Here is a 25,783-nt window from a genome sequence, read left to right on the forward strand (position 1 = left end):
GGGCCTCACGGCCGCTCCGGCCCGGGACGGGAGCGGGGGCGGTGAGAACCGTACGGAGGCTGAGGGACGTACGGCCGCCGAGGACCTCTCGGCGGCTGAGGGGCATAGGGCGGCCGGGGGGCTCATGGCGGCTGAGGGCCCCCCGGCAGCCCCGGCCCCGCGGGAGCCGGACACCCAGCTCCAGGTGAACGCCCTCCAGGCCCTGTGCCGGCAGGCGTTCGGCTTCCGGCTGGCGATGATCGCCGTCGCCGCCCCCTCCGCCCTCCTCAACGCCGGCCCCGGCTGGGGCACCCGCCTGGTCGGCATCGCGGTCGTCGTCACCTTCATGGTGTCGTACGCCCTCTTCCGCGACTGGGAACGCTTCGGCCCCCTCCTCCTGCGCCACCCCACCCTTCTCGCGGCGGACACCCTCTTCGGCGCCCTGCTGCTGATCTCGGCCGGCCCCGACACCACACTCGCCTACGTCAGCGTCTGCACGCCCCTGCTCGCGGGCCTCATCTACGGCTGGCGCGGCGCCGCCGTCTTCGCGTCGCTGCAGGCGCTGATCCTGCTGCTGGTCCACGCGGCGCTGGACGAGCCGCACACGGAGCCCGCCGAGATCCTGATCCTGCCCGGACTGTGCGTCATCGCCGGCGCCGTCGGCTCCAGCCTGCGCAAGCTGATGCTCCACCTCGGCGAGGCGACCCGCGCCCTGGCCGCGGTCCGCGCCCGCCTCGCCGTCACCGAGGCGGTAGACGCCGAACGGGCGCGCCTGGCACGGGAGATGCACGACTCCGTGGCCAAGACGCTGCACGGGGTGGCCCTGGCGGCGGACGGCCTGGCCTGTTCGGCGGGCGCCGCCCGGATGGACCCGGACCTGGTCAGACGGCAGGCGGAACTGGTGGCCCGGTCCGCCCGCAGGGCCGCCGCCGAGTCGCGTGAACTGCTGACGGACCTGCGGAGGGAGGGCGATCCGGGGCGAGCGGTGGACGTGCTGGGTGAACTCGCCTGTTGCGTCCGGCTTTTCGCTGCGCGCGGCGAGGTGCCGGTGACGTACACGAGGACGGGTGAGGCGCCCGCCCCGCCCGTCCCACCGGCGGTCGCCCGTCAGCTGCTCTCCATCACCTCGGAGGCCCTGGAGAACGCCCACCGCCATGCCCGGCCGACCCGGGTCGACGTCCACGCCGGAGTCCACACCGGCGTCCACGGCGACGTGCTGCGCGTCAGCGTCCGCGACGACGGCACGGGCCTGCCCGCCGGCACCGACCTCGCGGACCTGCGCCGCTCCGGCCACTTCGGCCTGGTCGGGATGGCCGAACGGGCCGCATCGGTGGGCGCCCGCATCCACTTCGGACGGGTCGAGGGCGCCCGTGGCACGGAGGTCCGCCTGGAGCTGCCGCTCGCGGCGGTGACGACGACGAGTCCGACGGAGGTGCACCATGACCGGTGAGCCGAACCCCTTCGGGGAGGCGCCGCCCCCCGCCCCCCTCCGCGTGGTCGTGGCCGACGACAACCCCGTGGTCCGCGCGGGCCTGACCGCCCTCCTCGACGGACGCGAGGACCTCACGGTGGTGGCGGAGGCGGCGGACGGCAAGGAGGCGTACGAGGCCGCCCGCGCCCACCGCCCCGACGTGGTCCTGCTGGACGTCCGCATGCCGGGGGTCGACGGCATCGCGGCCCTCCCGCACCTGGTGCCGCTCACCGCGGTGCTGATGCTGACGTACAGCGGGGAGAAGGAGACCGTCCAGGAGGCTCTGCGCCGGGGCGCCAACGGCTACCTGGTGCACGGCGAGTTCACGGCGGACGAACTGGTGACGGCGGTGCGGGACACCAGGCGGGGGAGACCGCATGTCACGCCGACGGCGGCGGGGGCGTTGCTCGCGCAATTGAGGGAGGGGAGTCCCGGAAGTACGGCCTCCGGCCCTCCGCCTGAAGGGCGTTGGCGCGGGGAAGGTCCTACTTCTACGGAAAACCTTTCGCAACTGCAACCGGATGTGGCACAGTCGGTGTCTGACAGGTCGGCATACGGGCTGAGCGGGAGGGAGGCGGAGATCATGGACCTCATCGCGTCCGGCATGAACAACCAGCAGATCGCCGCCACCTGCTTCATCAGCGAGAAGACGGTGAAGAACCACATCAACCGCATCTTCGCCAAGCTGCACAGCACGAGCCGTTCCGAGGCCACGGCGAAGTGGCTGGGCAAGGTACCGGGTTCCGGCCGGGAGTGGGGTGACCTGTGATGACCACGCGGTGGGCCCGGAAGTGGGCCCGGAATTGGGTCCCGGGACCCTTCACCACCCCGGCCGACGGCCCGTACGGTGCCGACGTCGACGGCGGCCTCATGACCCGGGCCGCCACCGCGTCCGCCGGAGGGGAACACCATGGGCAACTGGATCAACACGACGGTCAGGCACCTCCAGTCCCGCACGGCCCGTCGCGACGACCGGGGCCAGACGGCGGTGGAGTACCTGGGCATCATCGCGGTGGTGGTGGCCATCGTGCTGGCGATCACGGGGACGAGCATCGGGCAGACGATTTACGACGCCATCGTGAACAAGATCGACGAGCTGGTCGGCTGATCCGTCGAAGACTTCCCGCCGACTCAGGGCAGGCATTCCCCATCTACATCATGGTGGTGGGGGGCCTGCTCTTTCTCGCGTTCGCCTATCTCGCTGTCGGCCAAGCCGCGGCGAACAGGAACGGTGCCCAGACCGCCGCCGACGCGGCGGCGCTCGCTGCTGCGCAGGAGAGGCGTGACCAGCTCTCAGGGGCATGGGTAGAACATCTTCTAGAGCCCGAGAAGTGGCATGAGATTTTCGACGGCATGGCGGAGGGGCTCACTCCGGCCTGCTGGCGGGCCGAGCAACTGGCGGCCAACAACGACGCCACGGTACTGAACTGCAGCGCGGACGGGCTCCTCGGTCACACAGTTGAAGTGCAGACGAACAAGACGGTTGGGGACTCCATCGTGCCTGGCACCGAGACTAAGAGGTCAAGGGCGACGGCCACCGCCGTGATCGAGCCGCGTTGCAGCTTCCAGCTCCTCGGTACGGACGAGGACGCAGACGTGGAGCATGAACTCCCCACGCTCAACTGCGAAGGCGGGTTCGACTGGGAACTTGACCCGGAGACGCCCAAAGATTCGCTGCCCAAGCCCGAAGATCTCTTCGACGTGCACCTGGCCGACTGACAAGCAAACGACAAGTGACTGAGGATGCAGGGTATGAGTGTTCGGTTCACAACGAAGGCCCGGGCAAAGGCCGTCGCGCTGGTTGTTACCGCCGGACTTGCCCTCGGCGTCACCGGGTGCAGTGGAGGCGGCGACGGTGAGGACGGTAAGCCAAAGGCGTCGGCCCCTGCCTCGAAGGGCAACGGCGGCCCGGGCCCGAGCACTCAGGAGGGGACCGACGAGGTTCTGACGGAACTCCGCGGTGAGGGAGGTCTGATTCTCAAGATCACGTCGGCGATGAGAGATGCGGGTGGCTTTGTTACGTTGAACGGGGAGTTGAAGAACGACAGTGCCCAGCCCGCGCGTGTGTCGCTCCGGGCCGCAGGGGTCGAGACGGAGATCCTCAGGCACGGACCGTCGCTCGGCGGCGCCACGCTCGTCGACAGTGCGAGCAAGAAGCGGTACTACGTTCTGCGGGACACCGAAGGGCGTCCACTGACCACGACGAACATGCCGCGGCTCAAGGCCGGTGAGTCGATTCCCGTGTTCATGCAGTTCCCCGCTCCACCGGCGGACACGTCCGAGGTCACCTTCCAGTTGCCGTCGTTCGCCAGCGGCACCATCCAGATCTCTGGGTGAGGCAGAGGATGACACACACACGCCTCCTCCTCATCGGCACCCTCGCCACGCTCCTGGCCACAGGCCCGGCCGTGGCCCACGCCGACGACGGCCCGAGCGTTCCGCCCGGCACGGAAGCCAGCGCCTCCGCGCCCGTGGAACTGGACGCGAACGACCCCGACCTGAAGCTCCCGGACGGGGCCACGCTCGCCGAACCCAAAGTCCTCGACATCAAGTCCGTCGTGGAGGACCAGAGCGGTGACGAACGCCGCGAGGACACCAACACGGACGTGAAGTTCGCCCTCCAGGCGGAGGTCCTCTTCGGCAAGGACAGCGCCAAGATCGGCGCACAGGCGAGGGCTCGCATCGCCGACATCGCGGAGGAGATCAAGGTCCAGAACGCGACCCGTATCCGCGTCTTCGGCTTCACGGACAACCTCGGCTCGTCCGCCCACGGTGACGTCCTCTCCCGCAAGCGGGCCAACGCCGTCCACGGCATCCTCGTCCAGGAGCTGAGCGACGCGAACCTCACGTACGAGGTGCGCGGCTACGGAGAGGACTACCCGATCGCCGACAACTCGACGGAGGCCGGCCGCAAGAAGAACCGAAGGGTGGAGATCTCCTTCCCGCGAGGAGAGAACTGAAGGTCAGTCCTCTCCTCGCATCACTTCCACCACCGCTCCGGCCTTGAGTCCCCACCCCTCCATGGTCCCCGCCCCGGCCTCGACCACATGGCGGGCCCGGAGGCGTGGCCGCCCCAGCCGTCCGGGGGGCATGGTGCGCACGGAGATGACCCGGAGACGGCGGTCCAGATAGGCGACGTCGATGGGCATGCGCATACGGAAGGTGTGGATGCTGTTGGCGGGGGAGAGCAGCAGGGCGCCGTCCAGGGAGTCCCGGCCGAGCAGCCCTTTGGTGCGGGCGCGGTAAGAGGTCGCGATCTCCAGTGGGACACGCGCCCTCATGCCACCGTCCCGCGCCCGCACGACCAGCTCGCCGAACCCGTCGCTCCACCGTGCCGCCATCGGCCACCCTTCCATCGCCCCCACGAACGTACGCCCCAATGGATAACGTGGGCGAGCCGATGTGAACCCCCGCCCCACCGGGAGCCGCCCGTGAACCCCCGTCCCACCTTGCTCGCAGCGCTCGTGCTGACTGCCACTGCTGCGTTGACGCTGTCCGCGTGCGGAAGCGAGGACGACAATCCGTCCCAGGGTGAGGACAAGGCCGTAGGCACCACCGACACCGGACGCCTGAAGTCGGCGTCCCCGGCCGAGTCCGCTGCCACGGGGGCGGACCGCCCCGACATCGAGCTGCCGGCGGATCTGAAGCTGACGTTCGAGGGCGCTGCGACCGGAGACCCCGTCAAGGAAGCCGTTCTCGCGGACAGCGCGGAACGCATGCGGGCGGTCGACGCCGCGATCACGGGGACCGATCCCGAGAAGAAGGCGCTCGCCTTCTACAACACGGGCAAGGCCCTGAAGGCCGCTCAGGACTGGGTTACCCAGTTCGAGAGGGCAGGGGCCACCCTGACGGGCGAGGCCCGCTACTACGACCGGGAGGTGACCCTTCGGGACGAGAACTCCGCCGCCCTGGTCTTCTGCGCGGACGAGAGCAAGGGCTTCAGCAAGGACAAGAAGACCGGCGAGATCCACAAGACACCGGTCACCGCGAACAGTTACGTGCTGTACGACACCACGCTCGACATGAACGACGAAGGCATCTGGCAGACGTCTCAGATCATTTCCACACGCGGGGCGACCGAATGCCGGCCGTAGAGAACCTGCCCCGCCACACCGACGCCTCGCCCCACCGGGAGTCTCCTTGAACCGCCGTCCCGCCCTCCTGACAGTCCTGACCCTGACCGTAGCCCTGTCACTCACCGCGTGCGGCAGCGACGACTCCGACGCGCCCGCTGAGGGCAGCGGTGAGGCGTCCGAAGTCCAGACGCCGTCGCCCTCCGCTTCCGCCACGAGCGGCCGCCCGGTGGTCGAGCTGCCCTCCGACGTCACCTACGTCTTCGACTGGGGCAGCACGGACGACCCGGTCAAGGACGCCGTGCTCAACGACGCCGAGCAGCGGATCAAGGCGGTGGACATGGCCATCGCGGAGCAGGACCCGCTCCACGAGGCCTACCGCTTCTACTTCGAGGGGACAGCCGCCGCGGGAAGTCAGCGGTACATCCAGGAATTCGTCGATCACAAGGCCCGTACGACGGGTGTGACCCGCTTCTACGACGCGAGCGTGACGGTCCATGAGGACGGAACGGCCGCTCTGGTGTATTGCGAGGACCAAAGTAAGGCTTTCAACAAGTTCCTCGAGACCGGCAAGACGGATGTCACTTCGGTGACCAAGGACTCCTATGTCGTCTACGCCAGCACACTGCGCAAGAACGCGACCGGGGTGTGGGTCACGGAGCGACTGACATCGCAGCGAGGAAGCGACAGGTGCCGGCCGTGATGTAGAGCGCCTGCGTCCCAGTTCGGTATTAGCTGTGTTGCAGTTGCCCCATCCGCTCTGGTGCCGCACTGGGCGCGATGGATAGCGTTGGCGCGCTGATGTGACGCCTCGCCCCACCGGGAGCCGACTGTGAACCGCCGTCCCACCCTGCTCGCAGCGCTCGCGCTGACCGCCACCGCGGCGTTGACGCTGTCCGCGTGCGGAAACGACGACTCCCCCGCGAAGGACAACGACAAGATCGCGGGATCCGACACCGGCGAAAAGAAGTCGGCCTTGCCGACACCGAGTGAGTCCGCTTCCGACGGACGCCCGAAGATCACCTTCCCGGCCGACGCGAAGAACGTCTTCGAGGGCGGGGAAACGGGCGACCCGACGAAGGACGAGGTTCTCGCCGACAGCGCCGCGAGCATCGACGCGGTCGACGAAGCCATCTTCAAGGGCAGCACGGGCACGGAGGCGCTCGGCTTCTACCACGCCGACAAGTCGTTGAGCTCGGCCATCACCTACGTGCAGCGCTACATCGACGCCAACGACACCTGGACTGGCGAGACGCGGTACTTCGACCGTAAGGCGACACTGAACGGCGCCAAGAAGGCGTACGTCACTTATTGCTCGGATGAGAGCAAGTCGTACATCAAGAACAAGAAGACCGGGAAGGTCGACAAGTCACCGGCGACCTCGAACAGCTACGTGCTCTACAACGCGGCGCTCACCAGAAACGCGCAGGGCGTCTGGCAGACCACCGACATTGTTTCGAAGAGGGGGGCCAAGGAGTGTCAGCCGTAAGGAATGCGGGCAGGGTGACGACGATTCTGGCGGTCGTCTGCGCCTCCCTCTTCACCGCCCAGGCAGCCTTCGCCGAACGGGACAAGCACGGAAGCCACGGCGAAACTGAACAAGACGCCAACCTCGACGGTGACGGGAATCTTTCCGTCACCGCCGGTGGTGTCGTCTTCGATCACTCGAAGAACGGCAAGGGCGGCAAGGTCGGCGGCCTCACCTCGACCACCTCGTGGTCGCCGCCCCCCTGCTGGTACGCCCCCAAGTACACCCCGGAGCAGCTGCAGAACTACCTGGAGCCGATCTGGGAGGCCGGGTCGACGGGTCACGAGTGGGACGCCGAGCAGCGCAAGAAGTACACGAACCCGGACGACCCCGAGAAGGACTTCAACAAGCACAAGTCCGGCGAGGGCTACTGGTGGGACGCCTACGTCGACAGGAGCTACCCGCCCGGCTGGGACTCCTGCGACGAGGACTACTTCTGGGTGGACGAGGGTGACGCCCCGCCCGCGAACATCGAGAACGCCGTCACCCCGGAGATCCTCGCCCAGCTCGCCTACGCGGAGATCCGTGTCCCCGGCACCGAGGTCACGCTCGCTCCCGCCCAGGCGACCAAGGTGAACCTGCCGACCTGGTCGTGGCTGGACGGCGCGCAGTTCCAGCCGGTCTCGGTGACCGCGTCCGTACCGGCGATCGGCATCGAGGCGACCGCCACGGCCGAACCGGTCTCGCTGAAGATCGAACCAGGCACCCCGGACGCCGAGACGTACCCCGCCTCCGGTGTCTGCGAGATCGACAACGGCCATATCGGCGAGCCCTACGCGGCGGGCAAGGCGAACCGGACGCCGCCGTGCGGAGTGAAGTACCTCCGTTCCTCCGGCGACGGCACCTTCCCGCTGCAGGCGACGGTCACGTGGGAGATCCACTGGACCGGCTCCGGCGGCGCGGGCGGCGACCTGCCCGAAGGTGAGTTCGGAGCGACGCAGGACGTTGTCGTCCAGGAGATCCAGGCCGTCAACCGTTAGGACGTACCCGTTCGCCCCGGCAAGGGTGTGCCGGGGCGGACGCGTGTGGGTAGGTACAGCCCCATGACGACACTCGGCGCTGTGTTCCGGCCCCAGCTCGCCCCCGAGCGGCTCCGCTCCGTCGTGCGGGCGGCCGACGCGGCCGGACTCGAGGAGCTCTGGCTGTGGGAGGACTGTTTCCGGGAGGGCGGCATCTCCACCGGTGCGGCCGCCCTCGCGTGGAGCGAACGCGTCCGCGTCGGCATCGGTCTGCTTCCCGTGCCCCTGCGGAACGTCGCCGTCACCGCCATGGAGGCCGCCTCCCTGCACCGGATGTTCCCCGGCCGCGTGATCCTCGGCGTCGGGCACGGCGTGCAGGACTGGATGGGACAGGTCGGGGCGCGGGCCGAATCGCCCCTCACCCTGCTCCGTGAGCATCTCCTCGCGCTGCGCGCCCTGTTGGCCGGGGAACGGGTCACCACCAAGGGCCGGTACGTCACCCTCGACGACGTCGCCCTCGACTGGCCCCCGCCCGGTCCCGTCGACGTCCTGGCCGGCGGCATGGGGCCCCGGACCGTACGGCTGACCGGTGAGGCCGCCGACGGCACCATCCTCACCGCCGACACCTCGGCCGACGGTGTGCGGCAGGCGCGCCGGCTCATCGAGGAGGGGCGTGTCGCGGCGGGGCGTGACGGCGCGGACCACCGGGTCGTCGTCTATCTGCTGACCGCGACCGGGGACGGGGCGCGCGAGCGGCTGCGGGCCGAGCTGGTCGCCGAGGGCCACGGCGCGGACGACGGCCTCGGGGTCGCCGGGGACGCCCGCGCAGTCGCCGACGCCGTGCGGCGGCTGGCCGAGGCCGGCGCCGACACGGTCGTCCTCCAGCCCACCGGCGACGAGCCCGACCCGGAGGGCTTCGTCCGCTTCGCCGGCGAGGAGGTAGGGCCTCTCCTCACGTGAACCCTCGGCCGCCGAGCGCGCATGAAGGAACGGCCGCCCAGCGCGCCCGACCCCACGGTCGCCCCGCGCGCCCGGCCCCACGGCCGCCGGGCGGAAAACCCCGCGACGGACCGACCGACGCTCGGGCATCCTCGCCGCATGACCCGTCCCCGTCCCCGTCCCCAGACGCCTTGCCGGCCCCAACCCCCGAGCCGTGCCTTCGACGAACTCCTCGCCGAAGGCGCCTCCGTGCCCACCGAGGGGTGGGACTTCTCGTGGTTCGAGGGGCGCGCCACCGAGGCCCGGCCTTCCTGGGGGTACGCGACCCTGAAGGCCGGCCGGCTGGGCATGGCGGACGGGCCCGTGCTCGACGTCCAGACCGGGGGAGGGGAGGTCCTCGACTTCGCCCTCGCCCTGGCATCCCGCCGGCCCCCGCTCGTCGTCGCCACCGAGGGCTGGCCGCCCAACGTCCGCAGGGCCGCCGCCCTGCTGCGGCCCCGCGGCGCCACCGTCGTCGCGGCGGCCGAGGACGCGCCGCTGCCCTTCGCCGACGGGTCCTTCGCGCTCGTCGTCAGCCGGCACCCCGTGAAGCCGCACTGGAGCGAGATCGCCCGCGTCCTCAGGCCCGGCGGCACCTACTTCGCCCAGCACGTCGGACCCGACAGCGCCTATGAGGTCGTCGAGTACTTCCTCGGACCGCAGCCGCCGGAACGACGGCAGGCGCGGCACCCCGACCGTGAGCGGCGGGCGGCCGAGGCGGCCGGGCTGGAGATCGTCGACCTGCGGGCCGAGCGGCTGCGCATGGAGTTCCACGACGTCGCCGCGGTGGTCCACTTCCTGCGCAAGGTGATCTGGATGGTCCCCGGCTTCACCGTCGAGGCCCACCGGTCCCGGCTGCGGGCGCTGCACGAGCGGATCGAGGCCGAGGGGCCCTTCGTCGCCCACAGCACGCGGCACCTCGTCGAGGCCCGCCGGACCGGCTCCGCCGTCCACCACACCCCACGCCGGTAGTTTCCGCATCGTTATGGGACGAGCCTGGCCTCCACGGCAGCGGATCACTTAGGTTCGGACCAAGTTGATTCGCGCGAGCAAAGCTGCGCGGCGAGGTCACCGCGCAGTGGAGGGGGCTGCGCGGTGCCCATCGACTCCCTCGGCCGGGTCGGCAGGTCAAGCCTGAGCCACCCCGGGGGTCACCCGTCGGGGGGACGGCCGAAAGAGTGGCCGGAATGGTGCAGGGTTGGTGTCACACCGTGCACAGAGTCCCCTCAACGCACGTTTTTCGCGCGATTTCGCTGGGTTCCGGCCATCGAAAGCCGGTGAATCGGCCCCTCCGGGGCCTTCCGGGCGTCGCCGGACGGTTTCGGAGAGTAGTTGTGCCGCGCCGATGCACGCGGCATCACTCACGAAGGGTTATGGTGGAAACCCCCCCTCGGGCCGGTCCGTCTCCCCCCCACGGACCGGCCCGTTTTCTGTGCCCGGGTTTCCGCGCCGGTCCGCCCCCGTCCGCGACGCCTCCGGATGCCCTGCTCCGCCAGAACACCGCGAAGCAGTGGGTTCGGCGGCACTCCCCAAACGGCGTGCCGCCGCAGTACAGCTGACAAATCCGGGTCACCCCGGACGTTGGGGACCCCCGCCCCGGCGGGGGTACGCTTCGCCTTCGGGGACCGCCATCCGGGCAGGGACCGCCCGCGGCCGAGACCGGGCCGCTTGCCGCGCGACGCGGCGGGGTGCCGTGCCTGTCCGATCCGCACGGAGGGGCTGACGATCACGTGAACCTGCGCGACAAGCTGCGGAGCCTGCTGGTCAGGCTGTACGCACGCCGGGTGGAAGGCCACCTGGACACCGCTCAGGTGCCCAAGCACATCGGCGTCATCATGGATGGCAACCGCCGCTGGGCGAAGGCCGCGGGTTCCAGCACCGTGCACGGACACCGGGCCGGCGCCGACAAGATCGGGGAGTTCCTCGGCTGGTGCTCCGAGACGGACGTCGAAGTGGTCACCCTGTGGCTGCTGTCGACGGACAACTTCGACCGGCCCAAGGACGAGCTCGTCCCGCTCTTCGGCATCATCGAGGACGTGGTGCGCACCCTCGCCGCCGACGGACGCTGGCGGGTCCACCACGTCGGCACCCTCGACCTGCTGCCCTCCGGGATGCAGACGGTCCTGAAGGAGGCCGAGGCGGCCACCGCGCACGTCGACGGCATAGTGGTCAACGTGGCCATCGGGTACGGCGGTCGCCAGGAGATCGCCGACGCCGTGCGTTCCATGCTGCTCGACGCCCACGACCAGGGCGTCGCGATGGACGAGCTCGCCGAGTCCGTGGACGTCGACATGATCGGACGTCACCTCTACACCAAGGCCCAGCCCGACCCGGACCTCGTCATCCGCACCAGCGGCGAGCAGCGGCTGTCCGGATTCATGCTGTGGCAGACCGCCCACTCGGAGTACTACTTCTGCGACGTCTTCTGGCCGGCCTTCCGCAAGGTGGACTTCTTGCGCGCGCTGCGTGACTACGCCGCCCGCCACCGGCGCTACGGCGGCTGAACACCCGCGTCCGGCCCCACACCACTCCCGCTCCACCCCTGCGTCACCGCGTGTCACGCCTCGTTCACCGGCGCGCCGTGACGGTCCGTGGCATGGCGGCGCACGTTCGAGGGCATAACTGAGTCAGGCCGACGCCCGAACCACGGGTGTCGGATCTCAGCGGACGGCATGGGAGCCGTCCGCCCGGGAGGCCCTTTGCACCAGCCCGCCCGTGCGGTCACGGCACGGAAGAAGCGGCGGAGGGCCGGTTCTCGGCCCGCCGTGCAAGGCGGCCGTCGACCGGTCCAGCTCCGCCTCGTCGCTCCCCGACCTCATCCGAGGGGGTTCGTCCTTCCGTGGTGACCAGCGCAAAGCGCCACAAGCCCGACCGGCGCACCTACGTTCTCGACACCAGCGTCCTGCTGGCCGACCCCCATGCCCCGAGCCGCTTCGACGAGCACGAGGTCGTGCTCCCCGTCGTCGTGGTGACGGAGCTGGAGGCCAAGCGGAACCATCCCGAGCTCGGCTACTTCGCCCGGCAGGCACTGCGCCTGCTGGACGACTACCGGGTGCGGTACGGCCGCCTCGACGCCCCCATTCCGACCGGGGACCTCGGCGGAACCCTGCGGGTCGAGCTCAACCACTCGGACCCCAGCGTGCTGCCCAGCGGCTACCGCCTGGGGGACAACGACTCCCGCATCCTCGCGGTCGCCCGGAACCTGCAGGCCGAGGGGTTCGACGTCACCGTCGTGTCGAAGGACCTCCCGCTCAGGATCAAGGCGTCCTCCGTCGGTCTCCTCGCCGAGGAGTACCGTGCGGAGCTCGCCATCACGGACACCTCCGGCTGGACCGGGATGTCCGAACTGACCCTGCCAGGCGAGCAGGTGGACGTCCTCTTCGAGGAAGGACACGTGTACGTGCCCGAGGCGGCCGAGCTGCCCGTGCACACCGGCCTGACCATCCAGTCCGAGCGCGGCAAGGCGCTCGGCCGGGTCACCGCCGAGGGCAACGTCCGCCTGGTGCGCGGCGACCGGGAGGCGTTCGGCGTCAAGGGCCGCAGCGCCGAGCAGCGGATCGCGCTCGACCTGCTGCTCGACCCGGACGTCGGGATCGTGTCCATGGGTGGCCGGGCCGGCACCGGCAAGTCCGCGCTCGCGCTGTGCGCGGGCCTGGAGGCCGTGCTCGAGCGCCGGCAGCACCAGAAGGTGATGGTCTTCCGTCCGCTGTACGCGGTGGGCGGGCAGGAGCTCGGTTATCTGCCCGGTTCCGAGGCGGAGAAGATGAGCCCCTGGGCCCAGGCCGTGTTCGACACGCTGTCGGCGGTCACCAGCCGGGAGGTCATCGAGGAGGTCACGGCGCGCGGCATGCTGGAGGTGCTGCCGCTCACCCACATCCGGGGCCGCTCGCTGCACGACGCGTTCGTCATCGTGGACGAGGCCCAGTCCCTCGAGCGGAACGTCCTGTTGACCGTTCTGTCCCGGATCGGGGCCAATTCCCGGGTCGTCCTGACGCACGACGTGGCGCAGCGGGACAATCTGAGGGTCGGCCGGTACGACGGTGTGGTCGCCGTCGTCGAGAAGTTGAAGGGGCATCCGCTGTTCGCCCATGTGACCCTGAACCGGTCCGAGAGGTCCCAGATCGCGGCCCTTGTGACCGAAATGCTCGAAGACGGTCACATCTGACCTTCGCGTCCCAACGCGGGCCGGTTACGCAGTAGTTGGCGCCGTCCGGAAAAGGCCAAGAGCCTAGCCGGGCGGCGTCGGCGCGTGTGTGGCTTTCCGGGAATCCCCAGGGGCAAACTGCATGTGAGCTTTCACACGCAACAGGGAATTGCCTTGCGCCGCCCGGTTACGGCAGAGTCTCACTCCTGTCAGGCCCCGCATACGACACAGCTGCACCCCCAGCGGTGCAGAACCACACGAGAACACCGTTCCAACTCCATAGCGTCGTCGTATGCCGCCCGAGCACCACGCGGCACTCCTGTCGAAGGAGTTGCCCACCGGGCCCGTGCCTCCCGTGACCCGTAGTTGGGGAGGCCAGTGTCAGGGGCACGATTGCGTCCGCGAGGGTCACCGAAGCGGGCGATGCTGGAAGGAAACCGTGTGAGCCGGATCTCGGTCCGGGGATTCGCAGTGGCCTCGGCCACGGCGGTCACCGCCGTCGGAAGCGTCGTCGGCGTTGCCTCGGGCAGCACCGCAGCGCAGAACAACGACGCCGAAGCGACGGCAGCCGGCACCACGCTGCTCGCGGACATCCCCGCAGGGCAGCAGGCGCAGGTGCAGACCGCGTCGCTGACGCAGCAGGCCGAAACGATGGCCATCGCCGCGGACGCGACCGCCAAGAAGGACGCGGAGGAGGCAGCCCGCAAGGCCGCCGCCGACACCGCGATCGCGAAGAAGAAGGAAGCCGAGAAGGCCGCACAGGAGGCCAAGGAACGCGAGGAGGCCGAGAAGGCCGCCAGCCGTTCCGCCTCCCGGGACGCGTCCTCCTTCGCGGTCCAGGCCTCCTACTCGGTCTCCGAGGTCCAGGCCATCGCCCGCCAGATGGTGCCGGCCGACCAGTTCCAGTGCTTCAGCAACATCGTGGACCACGAGTCCAGCTGGAACTACACGGCCTCCAACCCCTCCTCCGGCGCCTACGGCCTGGTGCAGGCCCTGCCGGGCTCCAAGATGGCCTCCGCCGGCGCCGACTGGCAGACCAACCCGGCCACCCAGATCAAGTGGGGCCTCAACTACATGGACAGCCGCTACGGCAGCCCGTGCGGCGCCTGGGAGTTCTGGCAGGCCAACAACTGGTACTAGGCCCGCGGACCCGCCCCGTCACCGACGGGCGCGCGCGACCTCGGCAAAGCCCCGCACCGTCCTACGGTGCGGGGCTTTCGCCATGTACCGTCTGACCGACGGCTCCAGGGGTGACTGGCGGGCGGAAACGGGGGAAGAGGACGGATCATGTCGCAACTGCCAGGGTGGCTCGGCCGGGTCGGAGCCGGACTGACGAAGGTCGGCAAGAAGCTCGAGGAGCGCCGCGCCGAAGTGCAGGGCGAGCAGGGGCCCGACGACGGCCCCGGGCGCCACACCACCGACCCCGACCGGCCGTCCGCGCCCCCCGAGTACACCCAGGTCGTCCTCCCCGCGCGACCCGACCCGGCACAGGCCGTGCCGTGGGGCGTACGGGTGGCCGCCGAGGCCGGCTGGCGCCTGCTGGTGCTGGCGGGCACCGTCTGGGTGCTGATGCGCATCATCAGCGCCGTCCAGCTGGTGGTGCTCGCGTTCGTCGCCTCGCTGCTGATCACCGCGCTGCTCCAGCCCACGGTGTCGCGGCTGACGCGGCTCGGGGTGCCGCGCGGACCGGCCACCGTGCTGACGGCGCTGTTCGGCTTCGTCGTCATGGGGCTCATCGGCTGGTTCGTGACCTGGCAGGTCATGGAGAACATCGACACCCTCGCCGACCAGATCCAGGACGGCATCGACGAGCTGCGCAACTGGCTGCTCAACAGCCCCTTCCACGTCACCGACAAGCAGATCAACGAGATCGCGAAGAATCTGCGGGAGGCGGTCGGCGCCAACACCGAGCAGATCACCTCGGCGGGCCTGGAGGGCGTGACGGTCGTCGTCGAGGCCCTCACCGGCATCCTGCTGGCGGTCTTCTCGACACTGTTCCTGCTCTACGACGGCAAGCGGATCTGGCGCTGGTCGCTCAAGCTGGTCCCGGCCGCCGCCCGTCCGGGCGTCGCCGGTGCCGGCCCGGTCGCCTGGCGCACGCTGACCGCCTACGTGCGCGGCACGGTGGTGGTGGCGCTGATCGACGCCATCTTCATCGGCCTCGGCATCTACTTCCTCGACGTGCCGCTGGCGGTGCCGCTCGCCGTCTTCATCTTCCTGTTCTCGTTCATCCCGCTCGTCGGCGCGGTGGTGTCGGGCGCGCTGGCCGTGGTCGTCGGCCTCGTCACCCAGGGCGTGTTCACCGGTGTGATGGTGCTCGTGGTGGTGCTGGCGGTCCAGCAGATCGAGGGGCACATCCTCCAGCCGTTCATCCTCGGCCGCGCGGTGCGGGTCCATCCGCTCGCGGTGGTGCTGGCGGTGGCCACCGGCGGCATCGTGGCCGGCATCGGCGGCGCGGTGGTCGCCGTACCGCTGGTCGCGGTCGCCAACACCGTCGTCGGCTATCTGCGGGCCTACTCCCACGAGGCGGCCCTCGCGCAGTCGCCCCGGCCACGGGGCGCGACGGCGATGTCCGCGCCGGACGCCCCGGCCCCGGCGGCCCCCGAACCGCGGCCCCCGGCGACGGAGACCGACCGGCCCTCGGAGCCCACGGACGAACGCTGACGCCGGCGGGCGCGCGGAAACACGGACGAACGCTGACGCCGGCGGGCGCGCGGAAACGGTGACGGGCCCGTCCACCGCGGCGGGTGGACGGGCCCGTACGTGACGGGGCGGGCGCGGAGTTACTCCGCGAGGGCCGCCTCGGCGTCGAGGGTCGCGGCGACGGCCTGGACCACCGCGGCGATCTTGAATGCCTCCTGGATGACGTCACGGTCCACGCCGGCCTTGCGCAGCACCTGCTCGTGCGAGTCGAGGCACATGCCGCAGCCGTTGATGGCGGAGACGGCGAAGGACCAGTACTCGAAGTCGACCTTGTCGACGCCGGGGTTGCCGATGACGTTCATCCGCAGACCGGCCCGCAGGTTGCCGTACTCGTGGTCCGACAGCAGGTGGCGGGTGCGGTAGAAGACGTTGTTCATCGCCATCACGGCGGCGGCGGCCTTGGCGGCCGTGTACGCCTCCGGCGACAGGTTCGCCTTGGCCTCCGGCTCCAGCTCGCGCAGCACGATCGGCGAGCGCGACGCGATGGCCGTCGCCAGCACCGTGCCCCACAGCTGCTGGGCCGGCAGGTCGGAGTTGCCGATGACCGAACCCAGGTTGAGCTTCAGGTCCTTGGCGTAGTCCGGTATGCGGGACTTCAGGGAGTCGAGGGACATGTCAGGTCACTCCCCGGCCAGCAGCGCGACCGGGTCCAGGGTGTCCTCGCCCTTGGTCCAGTTGCACGGGCAGAGCTCGTCGGTCTGCAGGGCGTCCAGGACCCGCAGGACCTCCTTGGGGTTCCGGCCGACGGAGCCGGCGGTCACCATGGAGAACTGGATCTCGTTGTTCTGGTCCACGATGAACACCGCGCGCTTGGCGAAGCCGTCCTCGCCCTCGATGCCGAGGTCGCGCATCAGCTCGTGCCTGGAGTCCGCCATCATCGGGAACGGCAGGTCGCGCAGGTCGTCGTGGTCCTTGCGCCAGGCGTGGTGGACGAACTCCGAGTCACCGGAGAAGCCGAGCACCTGGGCGTCGCGGTCGGCGAACTCGTCGTTCAGCTTGCCGAACGCCGCGATCTCGGTCGGGCACACGAAGGTGAAGTCCTTGGGCCACGCGAACACGACCTTCCACTTGCCCTCGTAGGTCTTGTGGTTGATCGTCTCGAACTCCTTGCCCTTCTCCAGCGAGACACAGGCGGTCAGTTCGAACTCGGGGAACTTGTCACCGACAGTGAGCACAGGCTCTCCTTGCAGCGAAGAAACACCCCAATTTCGGGTGTTTCCCATGGGTTGGACCTGGTTGATGTTGGCACAGAGTGCATTGATCAGTGAAATAGCTACACTCGGTCGGGTTGATCGGAGGGACCTATCAGTGACCGTGGGTGACCGGCGCAGGCAGCCCAGCCTCGCGCAGCTCCGGGCGTTCGCCGCGGTGGCGGAGCACCTGCACTTCAGGGACGCCGCCGCGTTCCTGGGGATGAGTCAGCCGGCGCTGTCCGGCGCCCTGTCGGCGCTGGAGGAGACCCTCGGCGTCACGCTGGTGGAGCGTACGACGCGCAAGGTGCTGCTCACCCCGGCAGGGGAGCGGCTCGCCGCCCGGGCCAAGGGCGTGCTCGCGGAGGTCGCCTCGCTGATGGAGGAGGCGGACGCGGTGCGGGCGCCGTTCACCGGGGTGCTGCGCCTCGGTGTGATCCCGACCGTCGCCCCCTACCTGCTGCCGACGGTCCTGAGGCTGGTCCACGACCGCTACCCCCGCCTCGACCTCCAGGTGCACGAGGAGCACACCGCCAGCCTGCTCGACGGACTGGCCGCCGGGCGCCTCGACCTGCTGCTGCTCGCCGTGCCGCTGGGCGTCGGCGGCGTGACCGAACTTCCCCTGTTCGACGAGGACTTCGTACTGGTCACCCCGCCCGGCCACCGGCTCGGCGGCCGCCGGGGCATACCCCGTACGGTGCTGCGCGAGCTGAACCTGCTGCTGCTCGACGAGGGGCACTGCCTGCGCGACCAGGCCCTCGACATCTGCCGCGAGGCCGGCAGCGCGGGGGTGGCGGCCACCACCACCGCGGCCGGACTGTCCACGCTGGTGCAGCTGGTGGCGGGCGGCCTCGGGGTGACGCTGCTGCCGCGCACCGCCGTCGAGGTGGAGACGAGCCGCGCCGACCGCCTGCTCACCGCGTGCTTCGCCGACCCGGCCCCGAAACGCCGCATCGCCCTCGCCATGCGCACGGGCGCGGCGAGGGCGGCGGAGTACGGGGAACTGGCGGCGGCGCTGCGCGAGGCGATGCGCGTTCTGCCGGTCCGGCCGGTGGAGGACTGAGCGCCCTCCCCGGCCGGAGGCGGGTCACTCGGTGCGCAGACCGTCCGGGCGCATCATCCGCAGCAGCGGCGGCAGGCTCAGCAGGGTGACCAGGGCGACCACGCCCGCGCCGACTCCCGTCATCCCGAGCACGCTCCCCCAGTCCACGTGCACCGGAGTCGCGGTCATCCGCAGCAGCACCACACCGAGGGTCGTACCCACCACCGCGGCGAGCGCCAGCCCCAGGCCGATCGGGATCGCCGTCTGCCACAGCACCGACAGGCTCAGCGTGCGGCGCCGGGTACCGAAGGCGACCAGGGCCGACAGCAGCTTCCGGCGCTCCCGCAGCTGCTCCAGCTGGGAGACCAGCAGGCTCGCCCCGATGAGGAACAGCACGGCGGTGGCGCCGACGAACAGGCCGGTGCGGATGGAGTCGAACCGGGTGGTGCGCTCGGTGGCGGACCAGGTCGTCGTGTGGGCCAGCGGGTCGACGGCGGCGGCCGCGTTGCGCACGAGCTCCTGGACGTCGGGCACCGAGTCGTCGATGGAGAGGTACAGCCGCGCGGTGACCGACTCCGCGACCTCCGGGGACATCGCGCCGGGCGTCAGCAGGAACCCGCTCTGCATCATCCCGGTGGGATCCATGACGGAGACGGCGGTCTTCACGTCCCGCGGCACGGTCCAGAGGTTGTCCGGTGCGTCGGGCGCGTAGCCGTTGGGCTCCAGGTGCAGCTTGCGCCCCGGCTTGTTCATGGCGGGCGTGTCGGTGTCGTAGTCGGCTCCGGTGACCGCGAAGACGTCACCGTCCTCGCAGTCGGACAGCTTCGCGACCAGGCGCAGGGCCTTGCAGTCGCCCACGGTCAGCTGTGCTCCGAGGCCCGTGTCCTCCGCCTTCCAGGAGTGCTCGTAGAGGTACCCGTGGGACAGCGCGTCGACCTCACGCACGCCCCGGGTGTCCTCCAGCTTCGCCGCGGCGGGCGCGTACGGGACGCCGTCCGGGAGGTTGACCTCCATCTGTGCCCGGGACACGTCCTGCCCGGTCGTACGGGTGTACTGGTCGTCGACGCCCGCGAACAGCATCTGCAGGGCGATCGCACCGGCCACCGCCACGGCGATGCCGTTGACCATGCGGGCGGCCGTGCCGCTGCTCAGCTGGAGCCGGCGCACGGCCAGCTGCCAGGCCAGGCCGCCCGATCCGAGCCGGGAGACGACCGTCTCGACGACCCACGGCAGCAGGGCGGTGACCCCGACGAGGAGGCACAGCACACCGCCGACGACCAGGTACTGGTTGAAGTCGCCGTTGTCGCGGCCCTGTCCGATCATCGGCACGAGCATGGCCACACCGGCGAGCGGCAGCAGCAGCCGCCACCACAGCCGGCGGCGGGCGGGCCGCGTCGTGCGGACCACACCCAGCGGTTCGATGACCACGCCGCGCAGCGCGGCCAGGGTGACCAGCACCGCGGCGGCCGGGACCGCGACGGCGACCAGCAGGGCCAGCACCGGCGAGGGGTTGAGGTCGCTCGGGAAGACACTGAGGCGGAACAGCTCCACGGACGCCGCGAACTCACGCCCGGCCAGGAAGAACAGCGTGCCGAAGCCCAGCCCGAGCACCGCCCCGGCCAGCGCCTCGCCCGCGGCGATGCGCCGGGTCATGCGGCTGTCGGAGCCGACCAGCCGCAGCGCGGCGAGCCTCCGGTCGCGCCGCTCGCCGCCGAACCGCACGGCCGTGGCGATGAACACCGCGACCGGCACCAGCAGCACCACGAAGATGACCAGCACCAGCATCACGAGGACGGGATCCAGCGGCTCGCTGGAGTTGGGCTGCGTCTCGCCGAAGGCCTTGATCCGCATGACGGTCGGGCCGGAGAGCCGCTCGGCCAGGCCCGTGGAGCCCGCGTAGAAGGCGAGTTCCTGGGAGCCGACCAGCCCCTGGTCGCCGATGATGCCCACGATGTCGTACGGCATCCGGTCCCGCGCCAGCCTGCCCTCGTCGGAGGCGAGGAGCTTCTTCAGCGCGGGGGAGACCACCATCGTGCCGGGCGCCGGGAGTTCGCTCACGCCGGGCGGCACCGGGGCCTTCGGCCCCTCGGGCTCCACCAGACGGCCGCGGATGTCGCTGTCCCGGAAGTCGCTGTTGACGTGCGCGATGAGCAGGGTGTCGTCCGCCGGGCGCAGGGTGTCCTCGCTGTAGGCGTTGTCCTGGCGCGCGGCCTCCCGCCGGTCCCGTCCGTCGAGCAGGTTCGGCACGGCGGTGGTGAGCAGCAGCAGCGCCACGCCCAGGCCGACGCCGACCGCGGTGAGCAGGGCCCTGATCCATCCCTCCCGGCCGCCGGTGAGGGCGAAGCGGACGCCGAGACCGAGGTCCCGCGCCCACTGGCGGGCGCTCATACGACCCGCTCCATGTCACGGGACTTGCCGTCGCGGACGACGATCTCGCGGTCGGAGTACGCGGCGACGCGCGCCTCGTGGGTGACGAGGACGACGGCGGCGTTGGTGGAGCGGGCGGCCTCGGTGAGGAGCTCCATCACCCGCTCGCCGTTGAGGGAGTCGAGCGCGCCGGTCGGCTCGTCGGCGAACACCACCCGCGGGCTGGTGACCAGGGCGCGGGCGACGGCGACGCGCTGGCCCTGACCGCCGGACACCTCGCCGGGGCGCTTCCCGCCGACGTCCGCGACCTCCAGGCGCTCCAGCCAGGACAGCGCGGCCCGCTCGGCCTCCTTGCGGGGGGTGCCGTTCAGCCGCAGCGGCAGGGCGACGTTCTCCACGCAGGTGAGTTCGGGGACGAGCTGGCCGAACTGGAAGACGAAGCCGAACTCGGAGCGGCGCAGCGCGCTGCGCTCGGAGTCGTTCATCGCGGTCAGCTCGCGCCCGTTGTACGTGATCGACCCGGAGTCCGGGGTCACGATGCCGGCGAGGCAGTGCAGGAGGGTCGACTTGCCGGAGCCGGAGGGCCCCATCACGGCGACGACCTCACCGGGGTGGATCGAGAAGCCGGCCCCGTCGAGGGCCTTGGTCGGGCCGTAGATCTTGTGCAGGTCCTGCGCGGCGAGCAGGGAACCGGCGGGTGCGGACGTGGTCATCGGGCCACCGCCTCACGGAGTTTGTCGAGGCGGGCCGCGGTGAGCTCAAGCCAGCGCAGGTCGGCCTCGAGGTGGAAGAGGGCATGGTCACAGATCAGCTGGTCGGCGAGATCGCCCGTGCGCTTGCGGTCGGTGAGGATGCGCATGCTGCGCAGGTGCTCCGAACGCTGCGTGTCCAGGACGTCGGCCGCGTCGCGCTCGGTGAGGAGGGCGAGGACGACCTTGGTGTAGAGCGTCGACTGGAGGTACGGCTCGGGCTTCTCCGGCGTGGCGAGCCAGCGGGCGACATCGGTGATGCCGGCCTCCGTGATGGCGTACCGCTTGCGCTCCGGGCCGCCGCCGGCCTCGATGCCGTCGACTTCGACGAGACCGTTCTTCAGCAGGCGGGACATCGTCGAGTAGACCTGGCCGTAGTGCAGCGGCCGGTCGTGACCGAACTTCTCGTCGAAGGCGCGCTTCAGGTCGTAGCCGTGACGCGGGCCGGACTCCAGGAGCCCCAGAAGGGTGTGACCGATGGACATGGGGAGCACTCTACACACGGTGTATACGCACGATGTATACCCCCGGTGCGGAGTCCGTGCCGGTGCGTGGTCCGCCGCTGGTGGGGCCGCATTGTCACGGTTCTGTCACCGGCTCTCGGGCGCCCGCGGACATGCGTCCGGCCCCCGCCTCGTGCGGCGGGGGCCGGTGCAGGGGCCGGTTCAGCCGGCGGGCGTGGTTCCGCCTCCCGGAGGCGTGGTCCCGCCTCCCGGGGGTGCGCTCCCGCCTCCGGGGGGTGCGCTCCCGCCCGAGGGCGGGCGGGCGCCCGGTGGCGGTCCGGCGGCCGGTGGGCGGCCGCGGCGGGGGAGGGGGCCGGCCTCGCCGGGGAGGCGGCCCGCCTCGGCGAGGGCCCGGCGCAGCAGGAACTCGATCTGCGCGTTGGCGGACCGCAACTCGTCACCCGCCCAGCGGGCCAGCGCCTCGTACACCGCCGGGTCCAGTCGCAGCAGCACCTGCTTGCGCTGCTGCCGGCGCTGCGGGGCAGGACCCCCGGACGGTGCGGTCACTGGTAGAGCGTCCCGGTGTTGAGGACCGGCTGCGCCGAGCGGTCACCGCACAGCACGACCATCAGGTTGGACACCATCGCCGCCTTCCGCTCGGGGTCGAGCTCCACGATGTCCTGCTCCTGGATGCGGGCCAGGGCCGTCTCGACCATGCCCACGGCGCCCTCCACGATCAGCTGCCGGGCCGCGACGACCGCGCCCGCCTGCTGCCGCTGGAGCATCGCCGAGGCGATCTCGGGGGCGTAGGCCAGGTGCGTGAAGCGGGACTCGATGATCTGGACACCGGCCGCCTCGACGCGCGCGTGCAGTTCGACGGCCAGCTTCTCGGTGATCTCCTCGGCGTTGCCGCGCAGCGAGAGGCCGTCCTCGTCGTGGGCGTCGTAGGGGTACTCGATGGCGATGTGCCGCACGGCCGCCTCGGTCTGGGTGGAGACGAACTCGACGTAGTCGTCCACCTCGAAGGTGGCCTGCGCGGTGTCCTCGACCCGCCACACCACGACCGCGGCCAGCTCGATCGGGTTGCCGTAGGCGTCGTTCACCTTCAGCACCGCGGTCTCGTGGTTGCGGACCCGGGTGGAAATCTTGGTGCGGGAGGTGAAGGGGTTCACCCAGCGCAGGCCGTCCTCGCGGATGGTGCCCCGGTAGCGGCCGAACAGCTGCACCACCCGGGCCTCGCCCGGCGCCACCATGTTCAGTCCGCACATCGCGAGGAACGCGGCGAGCGCGACCAGGATGCCGCCGACGATGAGGACGGCCTTGGCGGCGGTGCCGGCCACCGCCGTGGCGACGACGATCATCGCGACGCCGGCCGCCAGGCCGACGAGTCCCAGCAGCAGGGCGAGACCGCCGCCGATGCTGTGCGCCTTGACCTCCCGGACGCGCGGGGCCGGCATCTCGGGTACGTCGGCCGTGACCTGCGGGTCGTGCGTGGGCATGGTTGCTCCCCCGTATCTCCGTGCGACTGCGCACGGCGCTGTTCGTGCGGTGGTGTCGTCGACCGGTGTCGCCTATCGACTTTCTATCTAAGTGATAGCACATTACCCGTCCACGGCAACCTCCTGCGCGTTTCGTACGTCGGTTCCTTTGGAGTGGGTGCTGATTGTCACGTCCGTAAAGGCCGGATCGGCAGCCCTTTGTCATAGCTCCCGGTGCTAGCTTGCTGAGCTGACCTGAGCGGCGAACGCGTGTGCCTGATGAGCACACAGACACGAAGCGGAGCGGAACGGGCGTATGGGACGAGCGGAAGAAAGACGCGCACGACAGCGCGGCGGGCGCCGTGCGGCACCCAAGGGCCGCCGCGCTGACGGTGCGGCCGGCCGCACCGGCATACGCCGCCTCTTCACCTGGAAGAAGATCGTCGGCACCTTCTTCACCCTGTGCCTGCTCGGCATGGGCGCCTTCATCGTGCTGTACATGATGATCGACATCCCCGAGGGGAACGCCGACGCCGAGCTGCAGAGCAACGTCTACGAGTACAGCGACGGCAGCATCATGGCCCGCGACGGCGACCGCAACCGCGAGATCGTCGACCTGGCCCGGGTCCCCAAGGACGTCCAGCGCGCCTTCGTCGCCGCCGAGAACAAGACCTTCTACAAGGACGGCGGCGTCGACCTGAAGGGCACCGCCCGCGGTGTCCTCAACACCCTGTCCGGCAAGGGCGCGCAGGGCGGATCGACGATCACCCAGCAGTACGTCAAGAACTACTACCTGACCCAGGACCAGACCGTCAGCCGCAAGCTCAAGGAGCTGGTCATCTCCCTGAAGCTGGACCGGGAGAAGTCCAAGGACTACATCCTCGCCGGGTACATCAACACCAGCTACTACGGCCGCGGCGCCTACGGCATCCAGGCCGCCGCCCAGGCCTACTACCGGGTCGACGCCGAGGACCTCACCGTCGAGCAGGGCGCCTACCTCGCCGCGCTGCTCCAGGCGCCCAACCAGTACGACTGGGCCATCGCCAGCGACACCGGCAAGAAGCTTGTCCAGGAGCGCTGGAACTACGTCCTGGACAACATGGTCGAGCAGAAGTGGCTGGACGCGGGCGAGCGCGGCGCCATGAGGTTCCCCGTGCCGAAGGAGCCCAAGGCGGCCCCCGGCATGGAGGGCCAGACCGGCTACCTGGTCGAGGCGGCCAACACGGCCGTCAAGAAGCAGCTCGTCGAGCAGGGCGTCGCCGAGGACCTGGAGCAGGCCAAGGCGCTGCTGGACCGCGGCGGCTACACCATCACGCTCAACATCGACAAGAAGAAGCAGAAGGCGCTGGAGAAGGCGGTCAAGGACCGGCTCACCAGCAAGCTCGACCCGAAGAAGCGCAAGGTCGACGCGAACGTCCAGGCCGGCGCCGTCTCCGTGGACCCGAAGACCGGCAAGGTCGTGGCGATGTACGGCGGCGTGGACTACGTGAAGCACTACACCAACAACGCCACCCGCCAGGACTACCAGCCGGCCTCCACCTTCAAGCCGGTGATCCTCGCCGCGGCCGTCGAGAAGGGCGCCGAGACGCAGGACGGCGTTCCGATCACGGCCGACACGCTCTACGACGGCGACAGCGAGCACCCCGTCACGGACGACGGCAAGGAGGTCGGCTTCGCGCCGCCCAACGAGGACGACACCAACTACGGCGAGATCCCCGTCCAGGAGGCGATGAACAAGTCCGTCAACTCGGTGTTCGCGCAGATGGGCGTCGACGTCGGCATGACCGAGGTGATGCGGGTCGCGGGCGAGCTCGGCATGTCCGAGGACCTGGACCCGTTCCCGGCGCAGACCCTGGGCAGCATGGGTGCCAGCCCGATGCAGATGGCAGGCGTCTACGCCACCCTCGCCAACCACGGCAAGAAGGTCACGCCGACGATCGTGAAGACGGTCGAGCACAAGGACCGCACCCTGGAGATGCCCGACCCGGTCGGTCAGTCGGTGATCAGCCGCCGGGCCGCCGACACCGTCACCTCGGTGCTCACCGGAGTGGTCGACGACGGCACCGCCAAGGCCTCCGTGCGCGACAACCCGCTGCGCGACGGCCAGCAGGTGGCGGGCAAGACCGGTACGTCCGACAACAACAAGTCGGCGTGGTTCACCGGGTACACGCCCGGCCTGGTCACCTCCGTCGGCCTGTTCGGCGAGGACGCCGAGAACGGCAAGCAGGTCCCGATGTACAGGGCCGGCGGCGTCGACTACCGCGTCAACGGCGGTGGCTTCCCCGCCGAGATCTGGGCGGCGTACACCTTCGGGGTGATGGACGAGGTCAAGAAGTTCGACCTGGAGACCGAACAGGGCGCGGGCGTCAGGCCGACCAAGAGCCCGACCCAGTCGGAGACGCAATCGGAGACGCCGTCGCAGACGCCGACGACGGAGGAGCCGACGACCTCGGCCCCGCCGACGACCACGTCCCCGCCGGCGACGACGGAACCCCCGTCCCAGACCCCGACGACCCCGCCCCCGTCCCAGACCCCGCCGACCCAGAGCCCCACCTTCGACCTACCGGGCGGCCCGGACGACCCCTTCAACGACCGCGAATAGCGCCGCCTCGAAGGGGCGCGGGGAACTGCGCGAGCGACGCACGACAGCCCGCACCCGCCAAAGGCGAGAAGCCCCCA

26 protein-coding genes are annotated in these 25,783 nt (G+C 70.4%); 18 read left to right on the forward strand and 8 right to left on the reverse strand.

All coding sequences use genetic code 11. The features are described from left to right. The first annotated feature begins 124 nt into the window (after positions 1–124). The 6 genes from ACIF8S_RS11030 to ACIF8S_RS11055 all read left to right on the forward strand — a co-directional run bounded on the left by ACIF8S_RS11030 (position 125) and on the right by ACIF8S_RS11055 (position 4,410). A complete protein-coding gene (locus ACIF8S_RS11030) occupies positions 125–1,429 on the forward strand; it encodes a sensor histidine kinase (protein WP_399998726.1) in 1,305 nt (434 codons plus the stop codon). After that, the gene (locus ACIF8S_RS11035; RefSeq protein WP_399998728.1) at positions 1,419–2,219 is read left to right on the forward strand and encodes a response regulator; all 801 of its coding nucleotides are present in this window, start codon (positions 1,419–1,421) and stop codon (positions 2,217–2,219) included. Before ACIF8S_RS11030 ends, ACIF8S_RS11035 begins: the two co-directional genes overlap by 11 nt. A 141-nt stretch (positions 2,220–2,360) precedes the next feature. Beyond that, positions 2,361–2,558, forward strand: coding sequence for a hypothetical protein (locus tag ACIF8S_RS11040; protein ID WP_349798058.1), 198 nt, complete (start codon positions 2,361–2,363; stop codon positions 2,556–2,558). Next, entirely contained in the window at positions 2,555–3,169 is a 615-nt protein-coding gene (locus ACIF8S_RS11045; RefSeq protein ID WP_399999014.1) for a pilus assembly protein TadG-related protein, read from the forward strand. Before ACIF8S_RS11040 ends, ACIF8S_RS11045 begins: the two co-directional genes overlap by 4 nt. Before the next feature lie 33 nt (positions 3,170–3,202). Further along, positions 3,203–3,787 carry a hypothetical protein gene (locus ACIF8S_RS11050; RefSeq protein WP_399998729.1) on the forward strand — a complete coding sequence of 195 codons (585 nt, stop codon included), beginning with the start codon at positions 3,203–3,205 and terminating at the stop codon, positions 3,785–3,787. An 8-nt stretch (positions 3,788–3,795) separates the two neighbouring features. Then, on the forward strand, positions 3,796–4,410 hold the full coding sequence (locus ACIF8S_RS11055) for an OmpA family protein (RefSeq protein ID WP_145827140.1): 615 nt from the start codon (positions 3,796–3,798) through the stop codon (positions 4,408–4,410). Positions 4,411–4,413: 3 nt separating this feature from the next. On the opposite strand, the gene ACIF8S_RS11060 is transcribed toward ACIF8S_RS11055, so the two are convergent. Beyond that, a complete protein-coding gene (locus ACIF8S_RS11060) occupies positions 4,414–4,791 on the reverse strand; it encodes a DUF192 domain-containing protein (RefSeq protein ID WP_399998731.1) in 378 nt (125 codons plus the stop codon). A 123-nt stretch (positions 4,792–4,914) separates the two neighbouring features. Between ACIF8S_RS11060 and ACIF8S_RS11065 the strand changes: the two genes are divergently transcribed. From ACIF8S_RS11065 to ACIF8S_RS11110, 10 genes are all read left to right on the forward strand, one after another. Next, positions 4,915–5,544: a hypothetical protein gene (locus tag ACIF8S_RS11065; protein WP_399998733.1), complete on the forward strand. Its 630-nt coding sequence runs from the start codon at positions 4,915–4,917 to the stop codon at positions 5,542–5,544. A gap of 46 nt (positions 5,545–5,590) precedes the next feature. After that, the gene (locus tag ACIF8S_RS11070) at positions 5,591–6,226 is read left to right on the forward strand and encodes a hypothetical protein (protein WP_399998734.1); all 636 of its coding nucleotides are present in this window, start codon (positions 5,591–5,593) and stop codon (positions 6,224–6,226) included. A gap of 129 nt (positions 6,227–6,355) precedes the next feature. After that, on the forward strand, positions 6,356–7,012 hold the full coding sequence (locus tag ACIF8S_RS11075; RefSeq protein ID WP_399998735.1) for a hypothetical protein: 657 nt from the start codon (positions 6,356–6,358) through the stop codon (positions 7,010–7,012). After that, entirely contained in the window at positions 7,000–8,031 is a 1,032-nt protein-coding gene (locus tag ACIF8S_RS11080; RefSeq protein WP_399998736.1) for a hypothetical protein, read from the forward strand. The genes ACIF8S_RS11075 and ACIF8S_RS11080 overlap by 13 nt, the downstream gene beginning before the upstream one ends. A gap of 63 nt (positions 8,032–8,094) precedes the next feature. Continuing rightward, positions 8,095–8,970 (forward strand): LLM class flavin-dependent oxidoreductase, encoded by an 876-nt coding sequence (locus ACIF8S_RS11085; protein ID WP_399998737.1) that lies wholly within the window; start codon positions 8,095–8,097, stop codon positions 8,968–8,970. Positions 8,971–9,108: 138 nt separating this feature from the next. Continuing rightward, on the forward strand, positions 9,109–9,960 hold the full coding sequence (locus ACIF8S_RS11090) for a class I SAM-dependent methyltransferase (protein ID WP_399998738.1): 852 nt from the start codon (positions 9,109–9,111) through the stop codon (positions 9,958–9,960). Positions 9,961–10,718: 758 nt separating this feature from the next. Further along, a complete protein-coding gene (locus tag ACIF8S_RS11095) occupies positions 10,719–11,492 on the forward strand; it encodes an isoprenyl transferase (RefSeq protein ID WP_399998740.1) in 774 nt (257 codons plus the stop codon). Between the two features lie 335 nt (positions 11,493–11,827). Further along, a complete protein-coding gene (locus tag ACIF8S_RS11100) occupies positions 11,828–13,153 on the forward strand; it encodes a PhoH family protein (protein ID WP_024886683.1) in 1,326 nt (441 codons plus the stop codon). Between the two features lie 420 nt (positions 13,154–13,573). Beyond that, positions 13,574–14,272, forward strand: coding sequence for a transglycosylase SLT domain-containing protein (locus ACIF8S_RS11105; protein WP_399998742.1), 699 nt, complete (start codon positions 13,574–13,576; stop codon positions 14,270–14,272). Between the two features lie 147 nt (positions 14,273–14,419). Then, positions 14,420–15,796: an AI-2E family transporter gene (locus ACIF8S_RS11110; protein WP_399998743.1), complete on the forward strand. Its 1,377-nt coding sequence runs from the start codon at positions 14,420–14,422 to the stop codon at positions 15,794–15,796. Positions 15,797–15,915: 119 nt separating this feature from the next. Here ACIF8S_RS11110 and ACIF8S_RS11115 read toward each other — a convergent pair whose 3' ends face one another. Both ACIF8S_RS11115 and ACIF8S_RS11120 read right to left on the reverse strand, forming a co-directional pair. Continuing rightward, on the reverse strand, positions 15,916–16,449 hold the full coding sequence (locus ACIF8S_RS11115; protein ID WP_163089316.1) for an alkyl hydroperoxide reductase: 534 nt from the start codon (positions 16,447–16,449) through the stop codon (positions 15,916–15,918). Positions 16,450–16,455: 6 nt separating this feature from the next. Further along, entirely contained in the window at positions 16,456–17,010 is a 555-nt protein-coding gene (locus tag ACIF8S_RS11120) for a peroxiredoxin (protein ID WP_399998745.1), read from the reverse strand. A 133-nt stretch (positions 17,011–17,143) separates the two neighbouring features. On the opposite strand from ACIF8S_RS11120, the gene ACIF8S_RS11125 reads away from it, so the two are divergent. Then, the gene (locus ACIF8S_RS11125) at positions 17,144–18,088 is read left to right on the forward strand and encodes a LysR substrate-binding domain-containing protein (RefSeq protein WP_399998746.1); all 945 of its coding nucleotides are present in this window, start codon (positions 17,144–17,146) and stop codon (positions 18,086–18,088) included. A 24-nt stretch (positions 18,089–18,112) separates the two neighbouring features. On the opposite strand, the gene ACIF8S_RS11130 is transcribed toward ACIF8S_RS11125, so the two are convergent. The 5 genes from ACIF8S_RS11130 to ACIF8S_RS11150 form a co-directional block, all read right to left on the reverse strand. Then, complete coding sequence (locus tag ACIF8S_RS11130) at positions 18,113–20,455, reverse strand: ABC transporter permease (protein WP_399998748.1); 2,343 nt, start codon at positions 20,453–20,455, stop codon at positions 18,113–18,115. Further along, a complete protein-coding gene (locus ACIF8S_RS11135; protein ID WP_349798086.1) occupies positions 20,452–21,147 on the reverse strand; it encodes an ABC transporter ATP-binding protein in 696 nt (231 codons plus the stop codon). The genes ACIF8S_RS11130 and ACIF8S_RS11135 overlap by 4 nt, the downstream gene beginning before the upstream one ends. Beyond that, positions 21,144–21,668: a PadR family transcriptional regulator gene (locus ACIF8S_RS11140; protein WP_024886691.1), complete on the reverse strand. Its 525-nt coding sequence runs from the start codon at positions 21,666–21,668 to the stop codon at positions 21,144–21,146. Before ACIF8S_RS11140 ends, ACIF8S_RS11135 begins: the two co-directional genes overlap by 4 nt. A 180-nt stretch (positions 21,669–21,848) precedes the next feature. Next, a complete protein-coding gene (locus ACIF8S_RS11145) occupies positions 21,849–22,193 on the reverse strand; it encodes a hypothetical protein (RefSeq protein ID WP_399998750.1) in 345 nt (114 codons plus the stop codon). Beyond that, on the reverse strand, positions 22,190–23,125 hold the full coding sequence (locus tag ACIF8S_RS11150; RefSeq protein WP_399998751.1) for an SPFH domain-containing protein: 936 nt from the start codon (positions 23,123–23,125) through the stop codon (positions 22,190–22,192). The genes ACIF8S_RS11145 and ACIF8S_RS11150 overlap by 4 nt, the downstream gene beginning before the upstream one ends. A gap of 295 nt (positions 23,126–23,420) precedes the next feature. On the opposite strand from ACIF8S_RS11150, the gene ACIF8S_RS11155 reads away from it, so the two are divergent. After that, complete coding sequence (locus ACIF8S_RS11155) at positions 23,421–25,706, forward strand: transglycosylase domain-containing protein (RefSeq protein WP_399998752.1); 2,286 nt, start codon at positions 23,421–23,423, stop codon at positions 25,704–25,706. Positions 25,707–25,783 lie beyond the last annotated feature (77 nt).

This window comes from Streptomyces sp. NPDC085937 (assembly GCF_044540535.1).
In the GTDB taxonomy this organism is placed as follows: domain Bacteria; phylum Actinomycetota; class Actinomycetes; order Streptomycetales; family Streptomycetaceae; genus Streptomyces.